Raw genomic sequence first — 17616 nt, 5'->3', positions numbered from 1 at the left:
AGGGGTCGCCCCTCGCCTACCCGGACACACGCTCTACCTCGGCGTCCTTTGCGGTACGTCCGACGTTTGGCTCACGTTCACGGTTAGGCTCACCCAGTGCACCTCAAGACGCTCACGCTCCGAGGATTCAAGTCCTTCGCGTCGGCGACCACCCTCGAGCTGGAGCCGGGCATCACCTGCGTGGTGGGCCCCAACGGCTCCGGCAAGTCCAACGTGGTCGACGCGCTGTCCTGGGTCATGGGCGAGCAGGGCGCCAAGTCGCTGCGCGGCGGCAAGATGGACGACGTCATCTTCGCAGGCACGTCCGGCCGCGCGCCGCTGGGCCGCGCCGAGGTGTCCCTGACGATCGACAACACCGACGGCGCGCTGCCGATCGACTACACCGAGGTCACGATCTCCCGCACGCTGTTCCGCAGCGGCGGTTCCGAGTACGCGATCAACGGCAACAACTGCCGCCTGCTCGACATCCAGGAGCTCCTGAGCGACTCAGGCATCGGCCGCGAGATGCACGTCGTGGTAGGGCAGGGCCAGCTCGACGCCGTGCTGCGCGCGACGCCGGAGGAGCGGCGCGGCTTCATCGAGGAGGCCGCCGGCGTCCTCAAGCACCGCAAGCGCAAGGAGAAGGCGCTCCGCAAGCTGGACGCGATGCAGGGCAACCTCGCGCGCCTGGGCGACCTGACCGCCGAGCTGCGGCGCCAGCTCGGCCCGCTCGGCCGCCAGGCCGAGGCGGCGCGCAAGGCGCAGACCGTGCAGCGCGACCTGCGCGACGCGAAGTCCCGCCTGCTCGCCGACGACCTCGCGCAGCTCACCGCCCAGCTCGAGCAGGAGCGCGCGGACGAACGCTCCCTCAAGGAACGCCAGGCCGAGACCGAGGCGGCGCTCACCGAGGCACGTGGCACGCTGGCCCGCCTGGAAGCGGCCATGTCCGCGGAGTCGCAGCAGGTCAACCAGGCCGGCGACACGGTCTTCGCGCTGTCCCAGACGCGTGAGCGCCTGCGCAGCCTGCAGTCGCTGGCCGGCGAGCGGGCCCGCCTCCTGGGTACCGCGGAGCCGGCCCGTCAGGGCCAGGACCCGGACGACCTCGAGGCGCAGGCGGCACGGGCCCGCGCGAGCGAGGAGGAGCTGGTCGTCGAGGTGGAGATGGCCAGCGAGGTCGTCGAGACCGCCGTCGACGCGCGCGCCGAGGCGGAGGCGGCCGCACAGGCCGCCGAACGTTCGCACGCCGCGCTGCTGCGCGCCGCGGCGGACCGCCGCGAAGGCCTTGCCCGCCTGGCGGGCCAGGTCGCCGCCCGGCGCAGCCGGGTCGAGGCAGCGCAGTCCGAGCTGGACCGGCTGCGTGAGGCCCTGCTCGAGGCGGAGCAGCGGGCGGAGAGCACGTCGCGCGAGCTCGGTGCGCTCGAGACCGAGATCGGCGTGGGCGGAGAGGACGGCGCCGAAGGGCTCGACGTGGCCCACGAGGCGGCGTCGGAGGTGCTCGAGCTGGCCAAGGCGGAGGTGCGGCACCTCCAGGAGCAGGTGACGACCGCGCAGCGGGACCGGAGCGCAGCGGCCGCGAAGGTCGAGGCGCTGGAGCTGAGCCTCGACCGCAAGGACGGCGCGGGCACGCTGCTGGCCGCCGACCAGGCGGGGGTCCTGGGCTCGGTGGCCGCGCTGCTGGGTATCGAGGCCGGCTTCGAGGACGCGGTGGCCGCCGCGCTCGGCCCGGTGGCGGACGCCGTCGCGGTCGCCGGCGTCGACGAGGCGGTGGACGCGCTGCGGCTCCTGCGTGACGAGGACGCGGGCCGCGCCAGCCTGGTCGTCGGCTCGGACGGTGCCGCGCCCGGGATCGGCACGGACCGCCCGGCGGTGGATCTGCCCGCCGGAGCCCGGTGGGCGACCTCCGTCGTGCAGGTCGCCGGCCCGGCGTCCGCGGCGCTGCTGACCATCCTGCGTGACGTGGTGGTCGTGGACGACCTCGCCCGGGCCAGGGCCCTGGTGCGCGACCAGCCCGTCGTCGCAGTGACCCGGGCGGGCGACCTGCTGGGGGCCACGCGGGCCTGGGGCGGATCGGCGGCCGCGCCGAGCGTGCTGCACCTGCAGTCGGCGCTGGACGAGGCCAAGGCCGCCCGCGACGAGGCAGCGGCCCGGGAGGCCGACGGGACCGCGCACCTCGAACGCGCCCGGACCGAGCGGACGGCGGCCCAGGAGCGGTACGACGAGACGCTCGCCCGCCTCGGGGAGGCTGACGCCGCGCGGGCCGCCGCCGCCGAGCAGCTCGGCTCGCTGGGCGCGGCTGCACGCGCCGCCAAGGCGGAGGCGGACCGCCACCGCGCGGCGCTGGAGCAGGCGCAGGCCCGGCGCGCGGAGGACGAGATCGAGCTCGAGGCGCTCGTCGAACGCATGGCGATCGCCGAGGAGGAGCCCGCCGAGGACGAGGGCTCCGTCGACGACCTGCAGGCCCGGCGGGACGAGGCCGCTGCCGCCGCCACCGCGGCCCGGGCGCGCGAGACCGAGGCCAGGCTGGCCCTGCGGACCGCCGAGGAACGGGCGCGGGCCGTGTCGGGTCGCGCCCAGGCGCTGACGGCGGCCGCCGAGCAGGAGCGCGAGGCTCGTGCGCTGGCCGCCGAACGCGAGGAGCTGCGGCGTCGTGACGCCGCGCGCGCGACGCTGGTGCAGCAGGCGGTGGCCGTGGCGCTCGAGGCGATCGCGCGCTCGCTGGACCGGGCGGTGGCCGACAAGGCGGCCGCGGAGGAGGCCCGCGCGGCGGGCTCGGAGCAGCTCCTCGCCGTGCGGGGCACCGTCGAGTCGCTGACAGGTCAGCTGCGCGAGCTCACCGACGTCGCGCACCGGGACGAGGTCGCCCGCGCGCAGCAGGTGCTGCGCCTGGAGCAGCTCCAGTCGCGCGCCTCCGACGAGCTGGGCATGGACCCCGACGTGCTCATGGAGGAGTTCGGCCCGCACCAGCCGGTCCCGGTCTACGAGGGCGACGTCGCCGTACGCGGACGCAAGCGGCGCGCCGTCGTCGAGCGTGACGACGAGGGCAACCCCGTCCGCTACGAGGGCGACCCCACGCTGCCGCGCGGCGCGGCAGCGCGCGAGGACGCGCTCATCGCCCGGACGCGTGCGCTGCACGAGGCCGGCCTTCGGCCCGACGACCCCGCGGCGGCCGCCGTGATCGTCGCGGCCGCCGGAGCCGAGCCGCAGGAGGCTCCGGCCGACGGCGAGAGCGAGGCCGCGGGCGAGGAGCCCGGCTCCATCGAGCCGAAGCCGGACCGGATGGTCCCGTACGTGCGCGAGGAGCAGGAGGCGCGGCTGGCGAAGGCCGAGAAGGCGCTGTCCCGGATCGGCGCCGTGAACCCGCTCGCGCTCGAGGAGTTCGCGGCCCTGGAGGAACGGCACCAGTTCCTGGTGGACCAGCTCGCCGACCTGAAGAAGTCGCGGGAGGACCTGCTCCAGATCGTCGACGACATCGACGAGCGCGTGCAGCAGGTGTTCGCGGAGGCGTTCCAGGACACGGCGGCCAAGTTCCTCGAGATCTTCCCCCGGCTGTTCCCCGGCGGCGAGGGCAAGCTGACGCTGACGGAGCCGGACAACCTGCTCACGACCGGTATCGAGGTCGAGGCTCGCCCAGCCGGCAAGAAGGTCAAGCGGCTCTCGCTGCTGTCGGGTGGTGAGCGTTCGCTGGCGGCGGTGGCGTTCCTGGTGTCGATCTTCAAGGCACGACCCAGCCCGTTCTACATCATGGACGAGGTGGAGGCCGCGCTCGACGACGTGAACCTCGGCCGCCTCATCGAGATCTTCAAGGAGCTGCAGAAGGACAGCCAGCTCATCGTGATCACGCACCAGAAGCGGACCATGGAGGTCGCGGACGCCCTCTACGGCGTGACGATGCGGGGCGACGGCGTCACGACCCTGATCAGCCAGCGCATGGGCGAACGCGAGACCGTTACCGCCTGAGCCTGAGCCTGAGCCGGAGGTGCAGCGCCGGGTCAGGCGGCACAGGTAGGGCGTAAGGGGTGAAATTTGACATGCCCGGCAGTGAAACGCCAGGTGTGAGGGATTTCTCCTGCTGAAATCGCGCGTGTCGCACGGCGTGTCGCGGCGCTCTGCGCGGCAGGACCGGACAAGACACGCCACAATGGGCCCATGTGGTGGTCGGTCATTCTGCTCGTGGTGTGCCTGGTCCTGGCGGTGGGCGTGTTCGTCGTCGCCAGCCAGATGGACGCGCCCGCGAACAGGAGTGAGGAGTTCTCGTTCCTCCAGTGGTTCCGGTCCGGCATCGCACACCTCCGTGGTGACGCCAGGCGACGCAAGGACGGCCGCCGCCTCGGGGCCTCCGCCGTGGCGACGCACGCGGTGGGCGCGCCCTCCGTGTGGGTGGGCAAGCCCCCCGTGGTCAAGCCGGACACCAAGCCGGTGGACATGGGCATGTCCGAGTTCTTCGCCGCGACCATCGAGTCCAAGCCCGGCTACGTCGACGCCGAGGAGCTGACCGACGTGCTCAACCGGGCACGCGACCAGGCGCAGAAGACCCTGCACGTGCCGCTCGGCCCGGTGCCGATCAAGCCCGCCAACCTGGTGCCCGGCCAGCTTCGGGCGGTACGGCCGGTGCGGACCGTTCGCCCCGTCCGGCCCGTCACGCAGGAGTCGCCTGCGGAGGAAGGCCCGGCCCAGGCCGCGAGCTGAGCCCGTCCGTCAGGGCTGCACCGTCCGGTGCGGGACGATCACCGGCGTGCCGTTGACCGGGTCGGTGAGGATCGACGCCTCGACGGAGAACACCTCGCGCAGCAGGTCGGCGGTCACCACCTCGGCGGGAGAGCCCTCCGCGACGATCTCGCCGTCGCGCATGGCCACGATGTGGTGCGCGTACCGGCAGGCGAGGTTGAGGTCGTGCAGCACCATGACGACCGTCCGTGCCAGGTCCCGGTTGAGCGTCGCCACCAGCTCGAGCACGTCGAGCTGGTGCGCCATGTCCAGGTAGGTGGTCGGCTCGTCCAGGAGCAGCAGGTCCGTCTGCTGGGCGACGGCCATGGCGATCCAGGCCCGCTGGCGCTGCCCGCCGGACAGCTCGTCCACGTCCCGCGCGGCGAGGTCCTCGGTTCCCGTCGCGCGCAGCGCGTCCGTCACGGCCACCGTGTCCGCCTCACCCCACTGGTGCCACCAGCTCTGGTGCGGGTGGCGCCCCCGCGAGACGAGGTCGCGCACGGTGATGCCCTCGGGCGGGACCGGCGACTGGGGCAGCATGCCCATGACGCGGGCCACCTCCCGGGTCGGCCGGTCGGCGATCGCCTTGCCGTCCAGCAGCACGGTGCCGCTCGTGGGCGGCATGAGCCGGGCCAGCCCGCGCAGCAGCGTCGACTTGCCGCAGGCGTTCGGCCCGACGACGACCGTGACCCGCTGGTCGGGCACGTCGAGCGACAGCGTGCGCACGACGGTCCGGTCGCCGTAGCCGAGGGTGACGGCGTCCGCCCGCAGGCGGGCGTCGGACGCGATGGCCGTGTTCATCAGGGAGTACCTCTCGTCGAGCGGCGACGCTGCAGCAGGTACAGCAGGTAGGGCGCGCCCACCAGGGCGGTCAGCACGCCGACGGGGAGCTGGAACGGCAGCGCCGTGCGCGCGACCGTGTCCGCCACCAGCACGAGCGAGGCACCGGCGGCGCCCGCGAGGACCGGCGGGATGTCGGGGACGGCGGCCAGCCGGCGGGCCACCTGCCCGGAGACCAGCGCGACGAACGCGACCGGCCCGGCCGCCGACGTCGCCAGGGCGGCGAGGAGCACCGCGATCACCAGCAGGGCAGCGCGGGCGGCGCCCGGCCGGATGCCCCACCCGGCCACGACGTCGTCCTCGAACAGGAGCGCACGGTTGGTGTGGGCGAGCACCAGGGCGGCGGGCAGCAGCAGCGCAACGCCGACGACGACGGGCCAGGCCTCGCCCCAGCCGCGCGCGTTCAGGCTACCGGTGAGCCAGGCCGCCGAGCGCTGCGCGTCGTAGACGTCGATCCGGGTCAGCAGGAACTGGGTCAGCGCCGTGAGCGCCGCGGACAGTGCGATCCCGACCAGGAGGATGCGCCTGCCGCGCAGGGCACCGTCCCGGGCGAGCAGCGCGATCAGCCCGGCGGCGGCGAGGCCGCCCGCCAGGGCCGCGACCGGGACGGGGACGATGCCGACGGGGCCACCCAGCGAGCCGATCGCGACGACGGCCACGACGGCCACCGAGGCGCCCGCGCTGATGCCGAGCACGTCGGGGCTGGCCAGCGGGTTGCGCAGCACGCTCTGGCTCAGCCCGCCGGAGATCCCGAACGCGGCGCCGACGACGACGGCCAGGACGACCCGGGGGAGCCTGACCTCGAGCACCGCGTAGACGGTGTTCTCGGGTCCGTGTCCCTGGAGCGCCGCCCACAGGGCGGCGGGCGTCGTCGGTTCGTCCCCCAGGCTCAGGGCGGTCACGGCCACGAGCGCGAGGAACAGCAGCGTCCCGAGCACCGCGACGACCACCCGGCGGCGCGGCCGGGGCCGGGGCAGCAGGGAGCGCGCCGTCCGGACGGTGCGGCGGGGACCGGCGGGGCTCACCGGGAACGCTCCTTCGCGCGCCGGGTCAGCCAGATGAAGAAGGGTGTGCCGAGGAGCGCCGTGACGACGCCGACCTGTACCTCGGCGGGGCGGGCGACCAGCCGGCCGACGACGTCCGCGGTCACCAGCAGGAGGGGTCCGAGCAGCGCCGAGAGCGCGAGCGCCCGCCGCACGTCGGTCCCGACCAGGGCCCTGGCGACGTGCGGGATGACCAGGCCGACGAAGGCGATCGGGCCGGCCAGCGCGACGGCTGTGCCGGACAGGAGCACTACCGCCGCACCGGCGAGCAGCCGGGTCCGCACGACGGCGACGCCGAGGGCGGCCGCCGTGTCGTCCCCGAGGGCCAGGGCGTTGAGCGAGCCGGAGACGACAACGGCCAGGATCCCGCCCGCGACCGCCTGCGGGATCGCCGGGAGCAGCACCGCCGGATCGGGCAGGCTCAGCGCGCCCACCACCCAGAACCGGTACTGGTCCATGGTGGAGGCGTTGAGCAGGACCGTCGCCGAGACGGCCGCGCCGAGGAACGCCGTCATGGCCATCCCGGCGAGCGTCATGTTCACCGGCGTCAGTCCTTCCGGCGACCGGCTCGCGAACAGGTAGACGGCCGCGGTCGCCAGGGCCGCGCCGGCCAGCGCGAGCAGCACGCGGGGTGTCCCCGCCCCGAGGCCGAGGAACGCGCTGCCCGCCACGACCGCGACGGCGCCGCCCGCCGAGATGCCGAGCAGGCCGGGGTCGGCCAGGGGGTTGCGGGTCACGGCCTGCGCGAGCACCCCGGCTACGCCCAGCGCCGCGCCGACGAGCAGGCCGAGCAGGGTCCGGGGCAGCCGCAGCTCCCAGATCACGGTAGCCGCGATGCGGTCGTGCCCCAGCAGCCCGGCGAAGGTCTCGGCGGGGGACAGGACCCGCGTGCCCACCGTGACGCCGGCCAGCACGGCGGCGATCAGCAGGACGAGCGTGACGAGCAGGACGGCGGCGAGCGCCGTCCTGCTCGCCGCGACGGTCCGTGGTGCGCTCACCGCTGGTCGGCGGCGATGGCTTCCAGGTCGTCGAGGACCAGGTCGGCCCCCGTCACACCCAGACCCAGGTACCAGGTCTCGTCCGCCACCTCGCGCACGACTCCGCCGTTCGCCACCGCGGGCACCTGGTCCCAGAGGGGGCCGTCGACCACTGCCGCCTGCTCGGTGGCGTCGGGCTGGCCGTAGGTGCCCCACAGCAGCCAGTCGCCCTCGGCGAGCGTGATCTCCTCGGCGGAGATCTCCACGGCGAGGTCCGCGATGTCCTCGGTCTCCGGCCGGGGCAGGCCGGCGTCGGTGAGGATGGTGCCGATGAACGAGTCGTCGGCGTACAGCCGGATCTGGCCGGCCATGAAGCGCAGCATGGAGATGGTGGGCGCCGTGCCGCCGTTCGCCTCGGCGACCTCGGCGCCGACCTCCGCGGCGCGCGTCTCGTAGGCGGTCAGCAGCTCCTGCGCCTTCTCCTCCTCGCCGACGGCGGCGGCGTTGAGCAGGAAGTTCTCCTTCCAGAGCACGCCGGGGCGTGGCGCGAGGACGGTCGGCGCGATGTCCTGCAGCTGACGCTTGAGGTTGTCGTCGTCGATCCGGAGCGACGTGCCGAGGATCAGGTCCGGCTCGAGGTTCTTGATCTGCTCGAGGTCCAGGGCGTCGTACGGGCCCAGGTCGACGGCGTCGCCGACGTCCAGGTAGTCGGGGGCCATCCCGACGTCGGCGGGGTGGGCGATGCCGACGGGCTCGATGCCGAGGGAGGCCATGTTGTCGAGCTCACCCGTGTCGAGCACGACGACGCGCTCCGGCTTGGCCGGGATGACGGTCTCGCCGACCTCTTCGTTGGCCACGAGGTTGCGTACCGTGCGGGGGAACTCACCGGGTGCGGCGTCGGTGCCGAGCTGGGCGGCGAGCTTCCGGACGTCGGCGAACCCCTCCTGGCCGGTGGCGACGTTGGACTGGTTGTCGCCGTCGCCGCCCTCGTCGGCCGCGCCGCAGCCGGTCAGGAGGACGGCGCCGAGGGCCAGGGTGGCTACGGTCGCTGAGAGAGCGCGGGGCATGGTGGTGTTCCTCTGGGTCCTGGATGTGGCTGGGCCACGTCACCCTACACTCGCGATTAGGCAAGCCTAAGAACGGCCGGCTCCCGAGGGTCCGGGCGGCGTCGGACGGCGGCTGCCGCGCCGCCGTCCACGGGATGGAAGAATCTGGGGCGTGAACGAGCTTCCCTGGATCGAGATCATCTCCGCCGTCGTCGTCCTCGCGGGGGGCGGCGGTATCGCCGGCTTTCTCGTGGCCCGACGCCGGAGGCGCACCCAGGACCAGGGCGGCGGCCAGGCGACGGTGGAACGTGAGCCGGAGGCAGCGGCCGAGCCCGGCACGGCGGCCGAGCCCGAGGTCTCGCCGAGCCCGACCCGCGAAGCGCCGAGCCCGACCCGCGAAGCAGCCGTAGAGACCCCTGCGCCCACCGCCGGCCGTCTGGTGCGGCTCCGCGACCGCCTCGCGCGCTCCGGCTCGCCGCTGGGCGCCCGGCTGCTGTCCGTGCTGTCCCGGGACTCGCTCACCGAGGACGACTGGGACGAGATCGAGGAGGAGCTGCTGCTCGCGGACGTCGGCGCAGGCCCAACCACAGAGCTGCTGGAGGCGCTGCGCACCAAGGTCCGGGTGCTGGGCGTGCGGGAGCCCGCCGCGGTGCGCGACCTGCTGCGCTCAGAGCTCGTCGCGCTCCTGGACCCGGCCCTCGACCGCACGCTGCGGACCGAGCCGACCACCGCCGCCGACGGCACGCACCTGCCCGCCGTGACCCTCGTGGTGGGCGTGAACGGCACGGGCAAGACGACCACGGTCGGCAAGCTCGCCCGGGTGCTGGTGGCCGACGGCCGCAGCGTCGTGCTCGGCGCGGCCGACACCTTCCGGGCGGCGGCGGCGGACCAGCTCACCACGTGGGGCAACCGGGTGGGCGTGCCGACGGTGCGCTCCGACCGCGAGGGCGCCGACCCCGCGTCGGTGGCGTTCGAGGCGGTCGCGCGGGGACGCGACGAGAAGATCGACGTCGTGCTCGTGGACACCGCAGGGCGCCTGCAGAACAAGGCGGGCCTCATGGACGAGCTCGGCAAGATCGTGCGGGTGGCCGGCAAGGTCGCCGCGCCGAGCGAGGTGCTGCTGGTGCTGGACGCGACCACGGGCCAGAACGGCCTGTCCCAGGCGCGCGTCTTCGCGGAGGTCGCCGGCGTCACGGGCATCGTGCTGACCAAGCTCGACGGCACCGCGAAGGGCGGCATCGTCGTCCAGGTGCAGCGGGAGCTCGGCGTCCCGGTCAAGCTCGTCGGCCTCGGCGAGGGTCCGGACGACCTGGCGCCGTTCGACGTCGAGGAGTTCGTCGACGGCATTCTGGGCTGATTCCTCATCAGTAATTGGCGTGATGAAGCCCTGGGTATTGGACGGCTGTCCAACAGGTGAGAATGCCATGTGATCGGGACGTTACAAGCGCATAGCCGTGAAATATCGAGCGGATCACGTTTCGGTCCAGAAATTCGCCCAACCCGGACGCGAAATGAGACGTTTACATGCTGCCCGCCTGCGTCACGCATTCGTAACCTCGATGCAGGTCGCGCGTAACGGCTTCCCGCGACGGTAGTCGCGGTGGGCCGAGTCATCAGGACCGGTCCGGGGAGAGAGGCAACTGATGGAAGAGTTTGCTCTGGACAGTGGAAACACTGCCTGGATGATCACCGCCTCCTCGCTCGTGCTGCTGATGACGCCAGGCCTGGCGTTCTTCTACGGCGGCATGGTGCGCGGCAAGAGCGTCCTCAACATGATGATGATGAGCTTCAGCTCGATCGGCGTGGCCGGTCTGATCTGGGTGCTCTACGGCTACTCGCTGACGTTCGGTTCCGACATCGGCGGCATCATCGGCAACCCCGCCGACTTCTTCGGCCTCGCGATGACCGACGACGAGTCGCTGATGGCTGCGGTCGGGGTCCCGGCAACCGTCGCCGCTGCGTTCCAGGCGACCTTCGCGATCATCACGGTCGCCCTCATCTCCGGTGCGATCGCCGACCGCGTCAAGTTCAGCACCTGGCTCGTCTTCGCCGCCCTCTGGGTGACGCTGGTCTACAGCCCCGTCGCGCACATGGTGTGGGGCGGCGGCCTGCTGGGCATCGACGGCCCGATCGCGACGGCCCTCTCCGCGCCCATCGACTTCGCCGGCGGCACCGTCGTGCACATCAACGCCGGTGTGGCCGGCCTCGTGCTGGCACTGGTCATCGGCAAGCGCAAGGGCTTCGGCACCGAGGCCATGCGCCCGCACAACCTGCCCTTCGTCATGCTCGGTGCGGCCCTCCTGTGGTTCGGCTGGTTCGGCTTCAACGCCGGCTCGGAGTTCGCGGCCGACGGCACGGCCGGCCGCGCCTGGCTGAACACCCTCGTCGCGACCGGTGTCGCGATGCTGGCCTGGATGGCCACCGAGAAGCTTCGTGACGGCGCGCCGACCACCCTCGGTGCCGCGTCCGGTGTGGTCGCCGGTCTGGTCGCCATCACACCGGCCGCCGCGGCGGTCGACACCTTCGGCTCGATCGCCATCGGGGTCGTCGCGGGCATCCTCTGCGCCCTGGCCGTCGGCCTGAAGTTCAAGTTCGGCTTCGACGACTCGCTCGACGTCGTCGGTGTGCACCTGGTCGGTGGCCTCGTCGGCACCGTGCTCCTCGGCTTCTTCGCCACGGACAACCCGAGTTTCGGGGTCTGGTACCCGGAGGGCGCGCTGAACGGTCTGTTCTACGGGGGCGGCTTCACGCAGCTCATCAGCCAGATCGTGGCCGCGCTCGTCGCCGTCGTCTTCAGCGCCGTCGTCACGGCGGTCATCGCCTACGCCCTCAAGTTCACGCTGGGCTGGCGCATCTCCGAGGAGGCCGAGGTCAGCGGTATCGACCTCGCGGTCCACGGTGAGACCGCATACGAGAACTCCGGCTCTACGATCACCGAGGTGCGCTGACCGTGACCACGGTGCAGCAGCTGACTCTCAAGGAGGTACGCGCATGAAGCTCGTCACGGGTGTCATCCAGCCCCACCGTCTCGACGACGTGAAGACGGCGTTGGAGGGTGCGGGGGTTCGCGGTATGACCGTGAGCGAGGCCAGCGGCTACGGCCGGCAGAAGGGCCACACCGAGGTCTACCGCGGTGCCGAGTACACCGTCGACCTGGTGCCGAAGGTCCGCATCGAGGTCCTGGTCACGGACGCGGACGTCACCGCGGTGACCGACGCGATCGTCGGCGCGGCCCAGACCGGCAAGATCGGTGACGGCAAGGTGTGGGTGGTGACGGTCGACGACGTCGCCCGCGTACGCACCGGCGAGCACGGCGACTCCGCCCTCTGACGGGGAGTGTCTGCCGACGTATGACCAGTGACCCGGCGCCAGAGGGCGCCAGGGAGCAGCCGGAGGCCCCGTACCCCACCGCTGGGGTGCGGGGCCTCCGCGACGAGCTCCTCACCATCGCCGCGGACCTGACCGGTCCGGGCCGTTCGGGACTGGCCCGGCGGTCCGCCGTCGGGCAGCGCGTCACCGACCGGCTCGGCGCCCTGTTCGCGGAGGCCACCAAGGACGTCGACCCGTCGGGCATCGCCCTGGCGGCCGTCGGCAGCCTGGGCCGGGGCGAGCTCGGCCCGCTGAGCGACCTCGACCTCGTGCTCGTGCACGACGGGCGGACCCACGGTCCGCAAGAGCTGCAGCAGGTGGCCGAACGCCTCTGGTACCCGCTGTGGGACTCGGGCGTGGACATCGACCACGCGGTGCGCTCCCTGAGCCAGTCCCGGCAGGTCGCGGCGAGCGACCTCCCGGCGGTGATCGGCTGGCTGAGCGTGCGTGCGGTGGCGGGCGACGCCGTCGTCGTGCACCGTGCAGCGACCGCGGTGCTCACCGACTGGCGCGCCGCCGCGCGCCGGCGGCTGCCCGAGCTGATCTCGTCCACCCGGGACCGCGCGCAGCGTGCCGGGGAGCTCGCCTACCTCATCGAGCCAGACCTCAAGGAGGCGCGTGGCGGCATGCGGGACGCCGTCCTGCTGTCCGCGCTCGCCGCCACCTGGCTCACCGACCGTCCGCACGGCGCGGTCGACGCGTCCTACACGCACCTGCTCGACGTGCGCGACACCCTTCAGGTGGTCACCAGGCGCCGCACGAGCCGCCTGCTGCTGGCCGATCTCGAAGAGGTGGCCGAGCTCACCGGGTACGACGACGGCGACGAGCTGCTGGCCAGCCTCGCCGAGGCGGGCCGGGTCATCTCCTACGCACTCGACATGACGGTGCGCGGCGCGCGGCAGGCCCTGTCGCGCCCGGTGGGCGTCGGCAAGCCGCTGTGGGTGCGCGGACGGCGCACGCCGCCGCGCCTCCGCTCGGTGGGCGACGGCCTGGTCGAGCACGACGGCGAGCTCGTGCTCGGCGTCGGGACCCGCCCCGCCGAGGACCCGCTGCTGCCGCTGCGGGCCGCCGCGACCGCCGCGCGGACCGGGCTCGTGCTGTCGCCCGTGACCATCCGGAGCCTCGAGCAGTGCCCGCCCCTGCCCGAACCCTGGCCGCCTGCCGCGCGCGAGAGTCTGCTCGCGCTGCTCGCGGCCGGGCAGGCGCAGGTCCCGGTGTGGGAGGCGCTCGACCTCGCCGGGGTGGTCACCTCCTGGATCCCCGAGTGGGCGGACGTGCGCAACCGGCCGCAGCGCGCGGCGATCCACCGGCACACCGTGGACAGGCACCTCGTCGAGACGGCGGCGGTCGCCGCGCGGCTGCGGCGTCGGCTGCCCGAGACCGGTGGGGCCGCCGGCGACCTCCTGCTGCTGTCCGCGCTGCTGCACGACATCGGCAAGGTGCGCGGCGCGGCCGACCACTCGGTGGAGGGGGCCAGGCTGGTGCCGGGCATCCTGACGCGCGCCGGTTTCGCGCCCCAGGTGGTCGACGACGTCACGCGGCTCGTGCGCCACCACCTCACGCTCGCGGACCTGGCCACCACCGCCGACCCTGACGACCCGGCGACGCTGGACACCCTCCTGGACGCGGTCGACCACCGGCGCGACCTGCTCGACGTGCTGCGGGCCCTGACCGAGGCGGACACGACGTCGCTGGGCCCCAAGCACTGGACGGGCTGGCGGGCGCGCCTCGTGGACGGGCTCACGGAGCGGGCCCGGGCACTGCTCCCCGGATGAACGGGAGGCGACCCATCTCGATTAGGCTGTGCCCGTGTTCAATTCCCTGTCCGACCGGCTCACCTCGACGTTCAAGAACCTGCGCACGCGGGGCCGTCTCTCCGAGGCGGACATCGACGCGACCGTGCGGGAGATCCGCCGCGCGCTGCTGGACGCCGACGTCGCGGTGCCCGTGGTGCGCGAGTTCACCGGCGCGGTGCGCGAGCGCGCGCTGTCGTCCGAGGTCTCCGGTGCGCTGAACCCGGCCCAGCAGGTCGTCAAGATCGTCAACGAGGAGCTCGTCGACATCCTCGGCGGCGCGACGCGCCCGCTCACGCTGGCCAAGACGCCGCCGACGGTCATCATGCTCGCGGGTCTGCAGGGTGCCGGTAAGACGACGCTGGCCGGAAAGCTCGCGCACGCCCTGAAGGGCCAGGGCCACACGCCGCTGCTGGTCGCCGCCGACCTGCAGCGCCCGAACGCCGTGACCCAGCTCTCCGTGGTCGCCGAGCGCGCCGGGGTGCCGGTGTTCGCGCCGCACCCGGGCAACACCTCCGAGGCCGACGACCCGGCCGCCGACGCGCCCCTGATCGGCGACCCGGTCGGCGTCGCCGAGGACGGCGTCGCGTACGCCAAGGAGCGCCAGCACGACGTCGTGATCGTGGACACCGCCGGCCGCCTCGGCATCGACGAGGTGCTGATGCGGCAGGCCGCGGACATCCGCGCCGCGGTGAACCCGGACGAGGTCCTGTTCGTCATCGACGCGATGATCGGCCAGGACGCGGTCAACACCGCCAAGGCGTTCGCCGACGGCGTCGACTTCACCGGCGTGGTGCTCTCGAAGCTCGACGGCGACGCCCGCGGTGGTGCCGCCCTCTCGGTCGCCAAGGTGACCGGCCGGCCCATCATGTTCGCGTCCACGGGCGAGAAGCTGACGGACTTCGAGGTCTTCCACCCCGACCGCATGGCCAGCCGCATCCTCGACATGGGTGACGTGCTCACCCTGATCGAGCAGGCCGAGAAGGCGTTCGACGCCGAGCAGGCCGAGAAGATGGCGGGCAAGCTCGCCAGCGGCCAGGACTTCACGCTCGCGGACTTCCTGGTGCAGATGCAGCAGCTCAAGAACATGGGCTCGATGAAGAAGATGCTCGGCATGCTGCCGGGCATGGCGCAGATGCGCGACCAGCTCGACCAGTTCGACGAGCGCGAGGTGGGCCGCATCGAGGCGATCATCCACTCGATGACGCCCGCGGAGCGCGAGAACCCGAAGATCATCAACGGTTCGCGCCGCGCCCGGATCGCCAAGGGTTCCGGCACCACGACTACGGCCATCAACCAGCTCCTGGAGCGGTTCGAGAACGCCCAGAAGATGATGCGCCAGATGTCCAAGGGCGGTGGCATGGGCCCCGGCGGGATGCCCGCCATGCCCGGCGGCCCCGGCATGGGCATGGGCAAGAAGTCGCGTGGCAGGACGGCCCCGCCGAAGAAGGGCAAGAAGGGCAAGTCCGGGAACCCGGCCAAGCGCGCCCAGCAGGAGCAGGAAGCGATGCAGCGCGCCCTCGGCGGCGGACCCGCGGCCACCTCGCCGGCTCCGGCCGGCTCGGCCTTCGGCGTCGCCCCCAAGAAGGACGCGGCGCCCGACCTCAGCAACATCGAGCTCCCCCCTGGCCTGGAGAAGTTCCTGGGCCGGTGAGCGGCCGGTGAGCGGCCGGTGACGGTGGCCCGTGGTCGCACGGGCCGGATCGGGGAGCGACGAGCTCGGGAGAACGAGGGAGCGGCATGTCTGCGCTGGAAGGTCCGACCGCGGCGATCCGCGGGCGCATCCTGCTGGGTGACGACCGCGAGACCGAGGAGATCTGGGTCCGCGGGGGCCGCGTCAGCCTGACGCGCCCTTCGGCCCAGGGCACCAACATGCAGATCCTTCAGGGCTGGGCGGTGCCCGGCCTGGTGGACGTGCACTGCCACATCGGGCTGGCCGCCGACGGCGTCGTCCCGGTGGAGGAGGCCGAGAAGCAGGCGGTGGCCGACCGCGACGCCGGAGTGCTGCTGATCCGCGACGCGGGCTCGCCGCTGGACACCGCGTGGGTGCACGACCGCGGCGACCTGCCGCATCTGCTGCGCTCGGGCACGCACCTCGCGCTGCGCAAGCGGTACCTACGCAACTACGGCCTCGAGCTCGAGTCGCCCGAACAGCTCCCGGAGGCGGTGCGTACCGAGGCCCGGCGCGGCGACGGCTGGGTCAAGCTCGTCGGCGACTGGATCGACCGGTCCCTCGGGGCAGACGGCGACCTGCGGCCCCTGTGGCCGGAGGACCTGCTCAAGGAGGCGGTCGCCGTCGCGCACGCCGAGGCGGCCCGGGTCACCGTGCACGCCTTCGCGGAGGAGACGATCGACTCTCTGCTGGCCGCCGGGGTGGACTGCATAGAGCACGGGACCGGCATGACCGCCGAGCACATGGCAGCGGCCGCCGAACGCGGGATCGCCGTGACGCCCACCCTGCTGCAGATCGGCCAGTTCGAGAGCATCGCGGCACAGGCCGACGGCAAGTACCCGGTGTTCGCGGCGCGGATGCGCTCCATGTACGCGAACCGCTACCAGCAGGTGCGCGACCTGCACGAGGCGGGCGTGCGGCTCCTGGTCGGCACCGACGCGGGCGGGACCATCTCCCACGGCCGGATCGCCGACGAGTGCGCCGAGCTCGTGGCGGCGGGCCTCCCGGCGGCGGAGGTCGTGGCGATGGCTTCCTGGCGGGCCCGCGACTACCTGGGCTTCGGGGCCGTCGTCGAGGGCTCCAGCGCCGATCTCGTGGTGTACCCGGCGGACCCGCGCGAGGACATCGAGGTGCTGCGTCACCCCACCGCCGTGATCCTCCGGGGCACGGTCTACCCGACGGCCCGCTGACGTGTCAGACCCTCGGGTCACCAGGGTGACCTGAGGTTCTGACACGGAGGGCGGGGTGTGACGCACACGCGGTTGGTGGCGCGTCTCGCCGTCTGGCACAATGTGCAGGTACTCGGCGTGCCCGGGCCCCTCTCACCCGGCCAGGCTGCGTCTCGGTCCTACCCACTGCTTCACCCCACGTCGCGGTGCTCGGACCACCCCTCAGAAACCAGGAGAGACCACTTCGTGGCTGTCAAGATTCGTCTCAAGCGCCTCGGCAAGATCCGGGCCCCGTACTACCGTGTCGTCGTCGCCGACTCGCGCACCAAGCGCGACGGTCGCGTGATCGAGGAGATCGGCAAGTACCACCCGACCGAGGAGCCGTCGCTCATCGAGATCAAGTCGGAGCGCGCACAGTACTGGCTCGGCGTCGGCGCACAGCCGACCGAGCAGGTCGCCGCACTGCTCAAGGTGACCGGTGACTGGCAGAAGTTCAAGGGCCTGCCGGGCGCCGAGGGCACCCTGCGCGTCAAGGGCGAGAAGGCCGACTCGGCCGCCGCCATCGAGGCCGTCAACGCCGATGCCGAGAAGGCCAAGGCCAGGGCTGCCGAGAAGGCTGCCGCTGCCGCCGCCGAGGCTCCGGCTGCGCCGGCCGAGGGCGACGAGGCCTGATGCTCTCGGAGGCCCTCGAGCACCTGGTGCGCGGCATCGTGGACAACCCGGAGGACGTTCGCGTCTCCGCGAAGACGCTGCGCCGTGGTGACCTGCTCGAGGTCCGCGTGCACCCCGACGACCTCGGCCGAGTCATCGGCCGAGGTGGTCGCACGGCTCGCGCGCTGCGCACCGTGATCGGTGCGCTCGCCGCAGAGGGCCCGGTGCGGGTCGACGTCGTGGACGTCGACCGGCGCTGAGCGCATCCCGCTCCCCGCACCGACGAGGCCCGGTCCGAACGTGGACCGGGCCTCGCTCATATCCGACAGAATCGTCGAGTGCTGGATATTCGCCCCCTCGGACCCGTTCGACG

At 73.0% G+C, this 17616-nt stretch carries 14 protein-coding genes; 10 read left to right on the top strand and 4 right to left on the bottom strand.

The window, feature by feature from the left end; genetic code table 11:
- Positions 1–96 precede the first annotated feature (96 nt).
- On the top strand, positions 97–3936 hold the full coding sequence (gene smc, locus ACFWE2_RS17815; protein ID WP_377225552.1) for a chromosome segregation protein SMC: 3840 nt from the start codon (positions 97–99) through the stop codon (positions 3934–3936).
- Between the two features lie 189 nt (positions 3937–4125).
- On the top strand, positions 4126–4665 hold the full coding sequence (locus ACFWE2_RS17810; protein WP_377225551.1) for a hypothetical protein: 540 nt from the start codon (positions 4126–4128) through the stop codon (positions 4663–4665).
- Between the two features lie 9 nt (positions 4666–4674).
- On the opposite strand, the gene ACFWE2_RS17805 is transcribed toward ACFWE2_RS17810, so the two are convergent.
- Genes ACFWE2_RS17805 through ACFWE2_RS17790 form a run of 4 tightly spaced genes read right to left on the bottom strand, consistent with a single transcriptional unit; the run spans position 4675 to position 8610 of the window.
- Positions 4675–5484 carry an ABC transporter ATP-binding protein gene (locus tag ACFWE2_RS17805; RefSeq protein WP_377225550.1) on the bottom strand — a complete coding sequence of 270 codons (810 nt, stop codon included), beginning with the start codon at positions 5482–5484 and terminating at the stop codon, positions 4675–4677.
- The gene (locus ACFWE2_RS17800; RefSeq protein WP_377225549.1) at positions 5484–6548 is read right to left on the bottom strand and encodes a FecCD family ABC transporter permease; all 1065 of its coding nucleotides are present in this window, start codon (positions 6546–6548) and stop codon (positions 5484–5486) included. The genes ACFWE2_RS17805 and ACFWE2_RS17800 overlap by 1 nt, the downstream gene beginning before the upstream one ends.
- On the bottom strand, positions 6545–7564 hold the full coding sequence (locus ACFWE2_RS17795; protein WP_377225548.1) for a FecCD family ABC transporter permease: 1020 nt from the start codon (positions 7562–7564) through the stop codon (positions 6545–6547). Before ACFWE2_RS17795 ends, ACFWE2_RS17800 begins: the two co-directional genes overlap by 4 nt.
- Positions 7561–8610: an ABC transporter substrate-binding protein gene (locus ACFWE2_RS17790; protein WP_377225547.1), complete on the bottom strand. Its 1050-nt coding sequence runs from the start codon at positions 8608–8610 to the stop codon at positions 7561–7563. Before ACFWE2_RS17790 ends, ACFWE2_RS17795 begins: the two co-directional genes overlap by 4 nt.
- A 151-nt stretch (positions 8611–8761) precedes the next feature.
- Between ACFWE2_RS17790 and ftsY the strand changes: the two genes are divergently transcribed.
- The 8 genes from ftsY to ACFWE2_RS17750 all read left to right on the top strand — a co-directional run bounded on the left by ftsY (position 8762) and on the right by ACFWE2_RS17750 (position 17503).
- Positions 8762–9946 (top strand): signal recognition particle-docking protein FtsY, encoded by a 1185-nt coding sequence (ftsY, locus tag ACFWE2_RS17785; protein WP_377225546.1) that lies wholly within the window; start codon positions 8762–8764, stop codon positions 9944–9946.
- Positions 9947–10232: 286 nt separating this feature from the next.
- The gene (locus ACFWE2_RS17780; RefSeq protein WP_377225545.1) at positions 10233–11537 is read left to right on the top strand and encodes an ammonium transporter; all 1305 of its coding nucleotides are present in this window, start codon (positions 10233–10235) and stop codon (positions 11535–11537) included.
- A gap of 43 nt (positions 11538–11580) precedes the next feature.
- Positions 11581–11919: a P-II family nitrogen regulator gene (locus ACFWE2_RS17775; protein ID WP_116674478.1), complete on the top strand. Its 339-nt coding sequence runs from the start codon at positions 11581–11583 to the stop codon at positions 11917–11919.
- Between the two features lie 20 nt (positions 11920–11939).
- Complete coding sequence (locus tag ACFWE2_RS17770) at positions 11940–13733, top strand: HD domain-containing protein (RefSeq protein ID WP_377225544.1); 1794 nt, start codon at positions 11940–11942, stop codon at positions 13731–13733.
- A gap of 34 nt (positions 13734–13767) precedes the next feature.
- Complete coding sequence (gene ffh / locus ACFWE2_RS17765) at positions 13768–15405, top strand: signal recognition particle protein (protein WP_377225543.1); 1638 nt, start codon at positions 13768–13770, stop codon at positions 15403–15405.
- 86 nt (positions 15406–15491) lie between these two features.
- A complete protein-coding gene (locus ACFWE2_RS17760; RefSeq protein ID WP_377225542.1) occupies positions 15492–16613 on the top strand; it encodes an amidohydrolase family protein in 1122 nt (373 codons plus the stop codon).
- A gap of 225 nt (positions 16614–16838) precedes the next feature.
- Positions 16839–17264, top strand: a complete 426-nt coding sequence (rpsP, locus tag ACFWE2_RS17755; RefSeq protein ID WP_377225541.1) for a 30S ribosomal protein S16 — start codon at positions 16839–16841, stop codon at positions 17262–17264.
- Entirely contained in the window at positions 17264–17503 is a 240-nt protein-coding gene (locus tag ACFWE2_RS17750) for an RNA-binding protein (protein ID WP_116674482.1), read from the top strand. Before rpsP ends, ACFWE2_RS17750 begins: the two co-directional genes overlap by 1 nt.
- Positions 17504–17616 lie beyond the last annotated feature (113 nt).

This window comes from Promicromonospora sp. NPDC060271 (genome assembly GCF_042726755.1).
Classification (GTDB): Bacteria; Actinomycetota; Actinomycetes; order Actinomycetales; family Cellulomonadaceae; genus Promicromonospora.
Note: the sequence above shows the minus strand (reverse complement) of the source record. Positions and strands in the feature narration are given on the sequence as shown.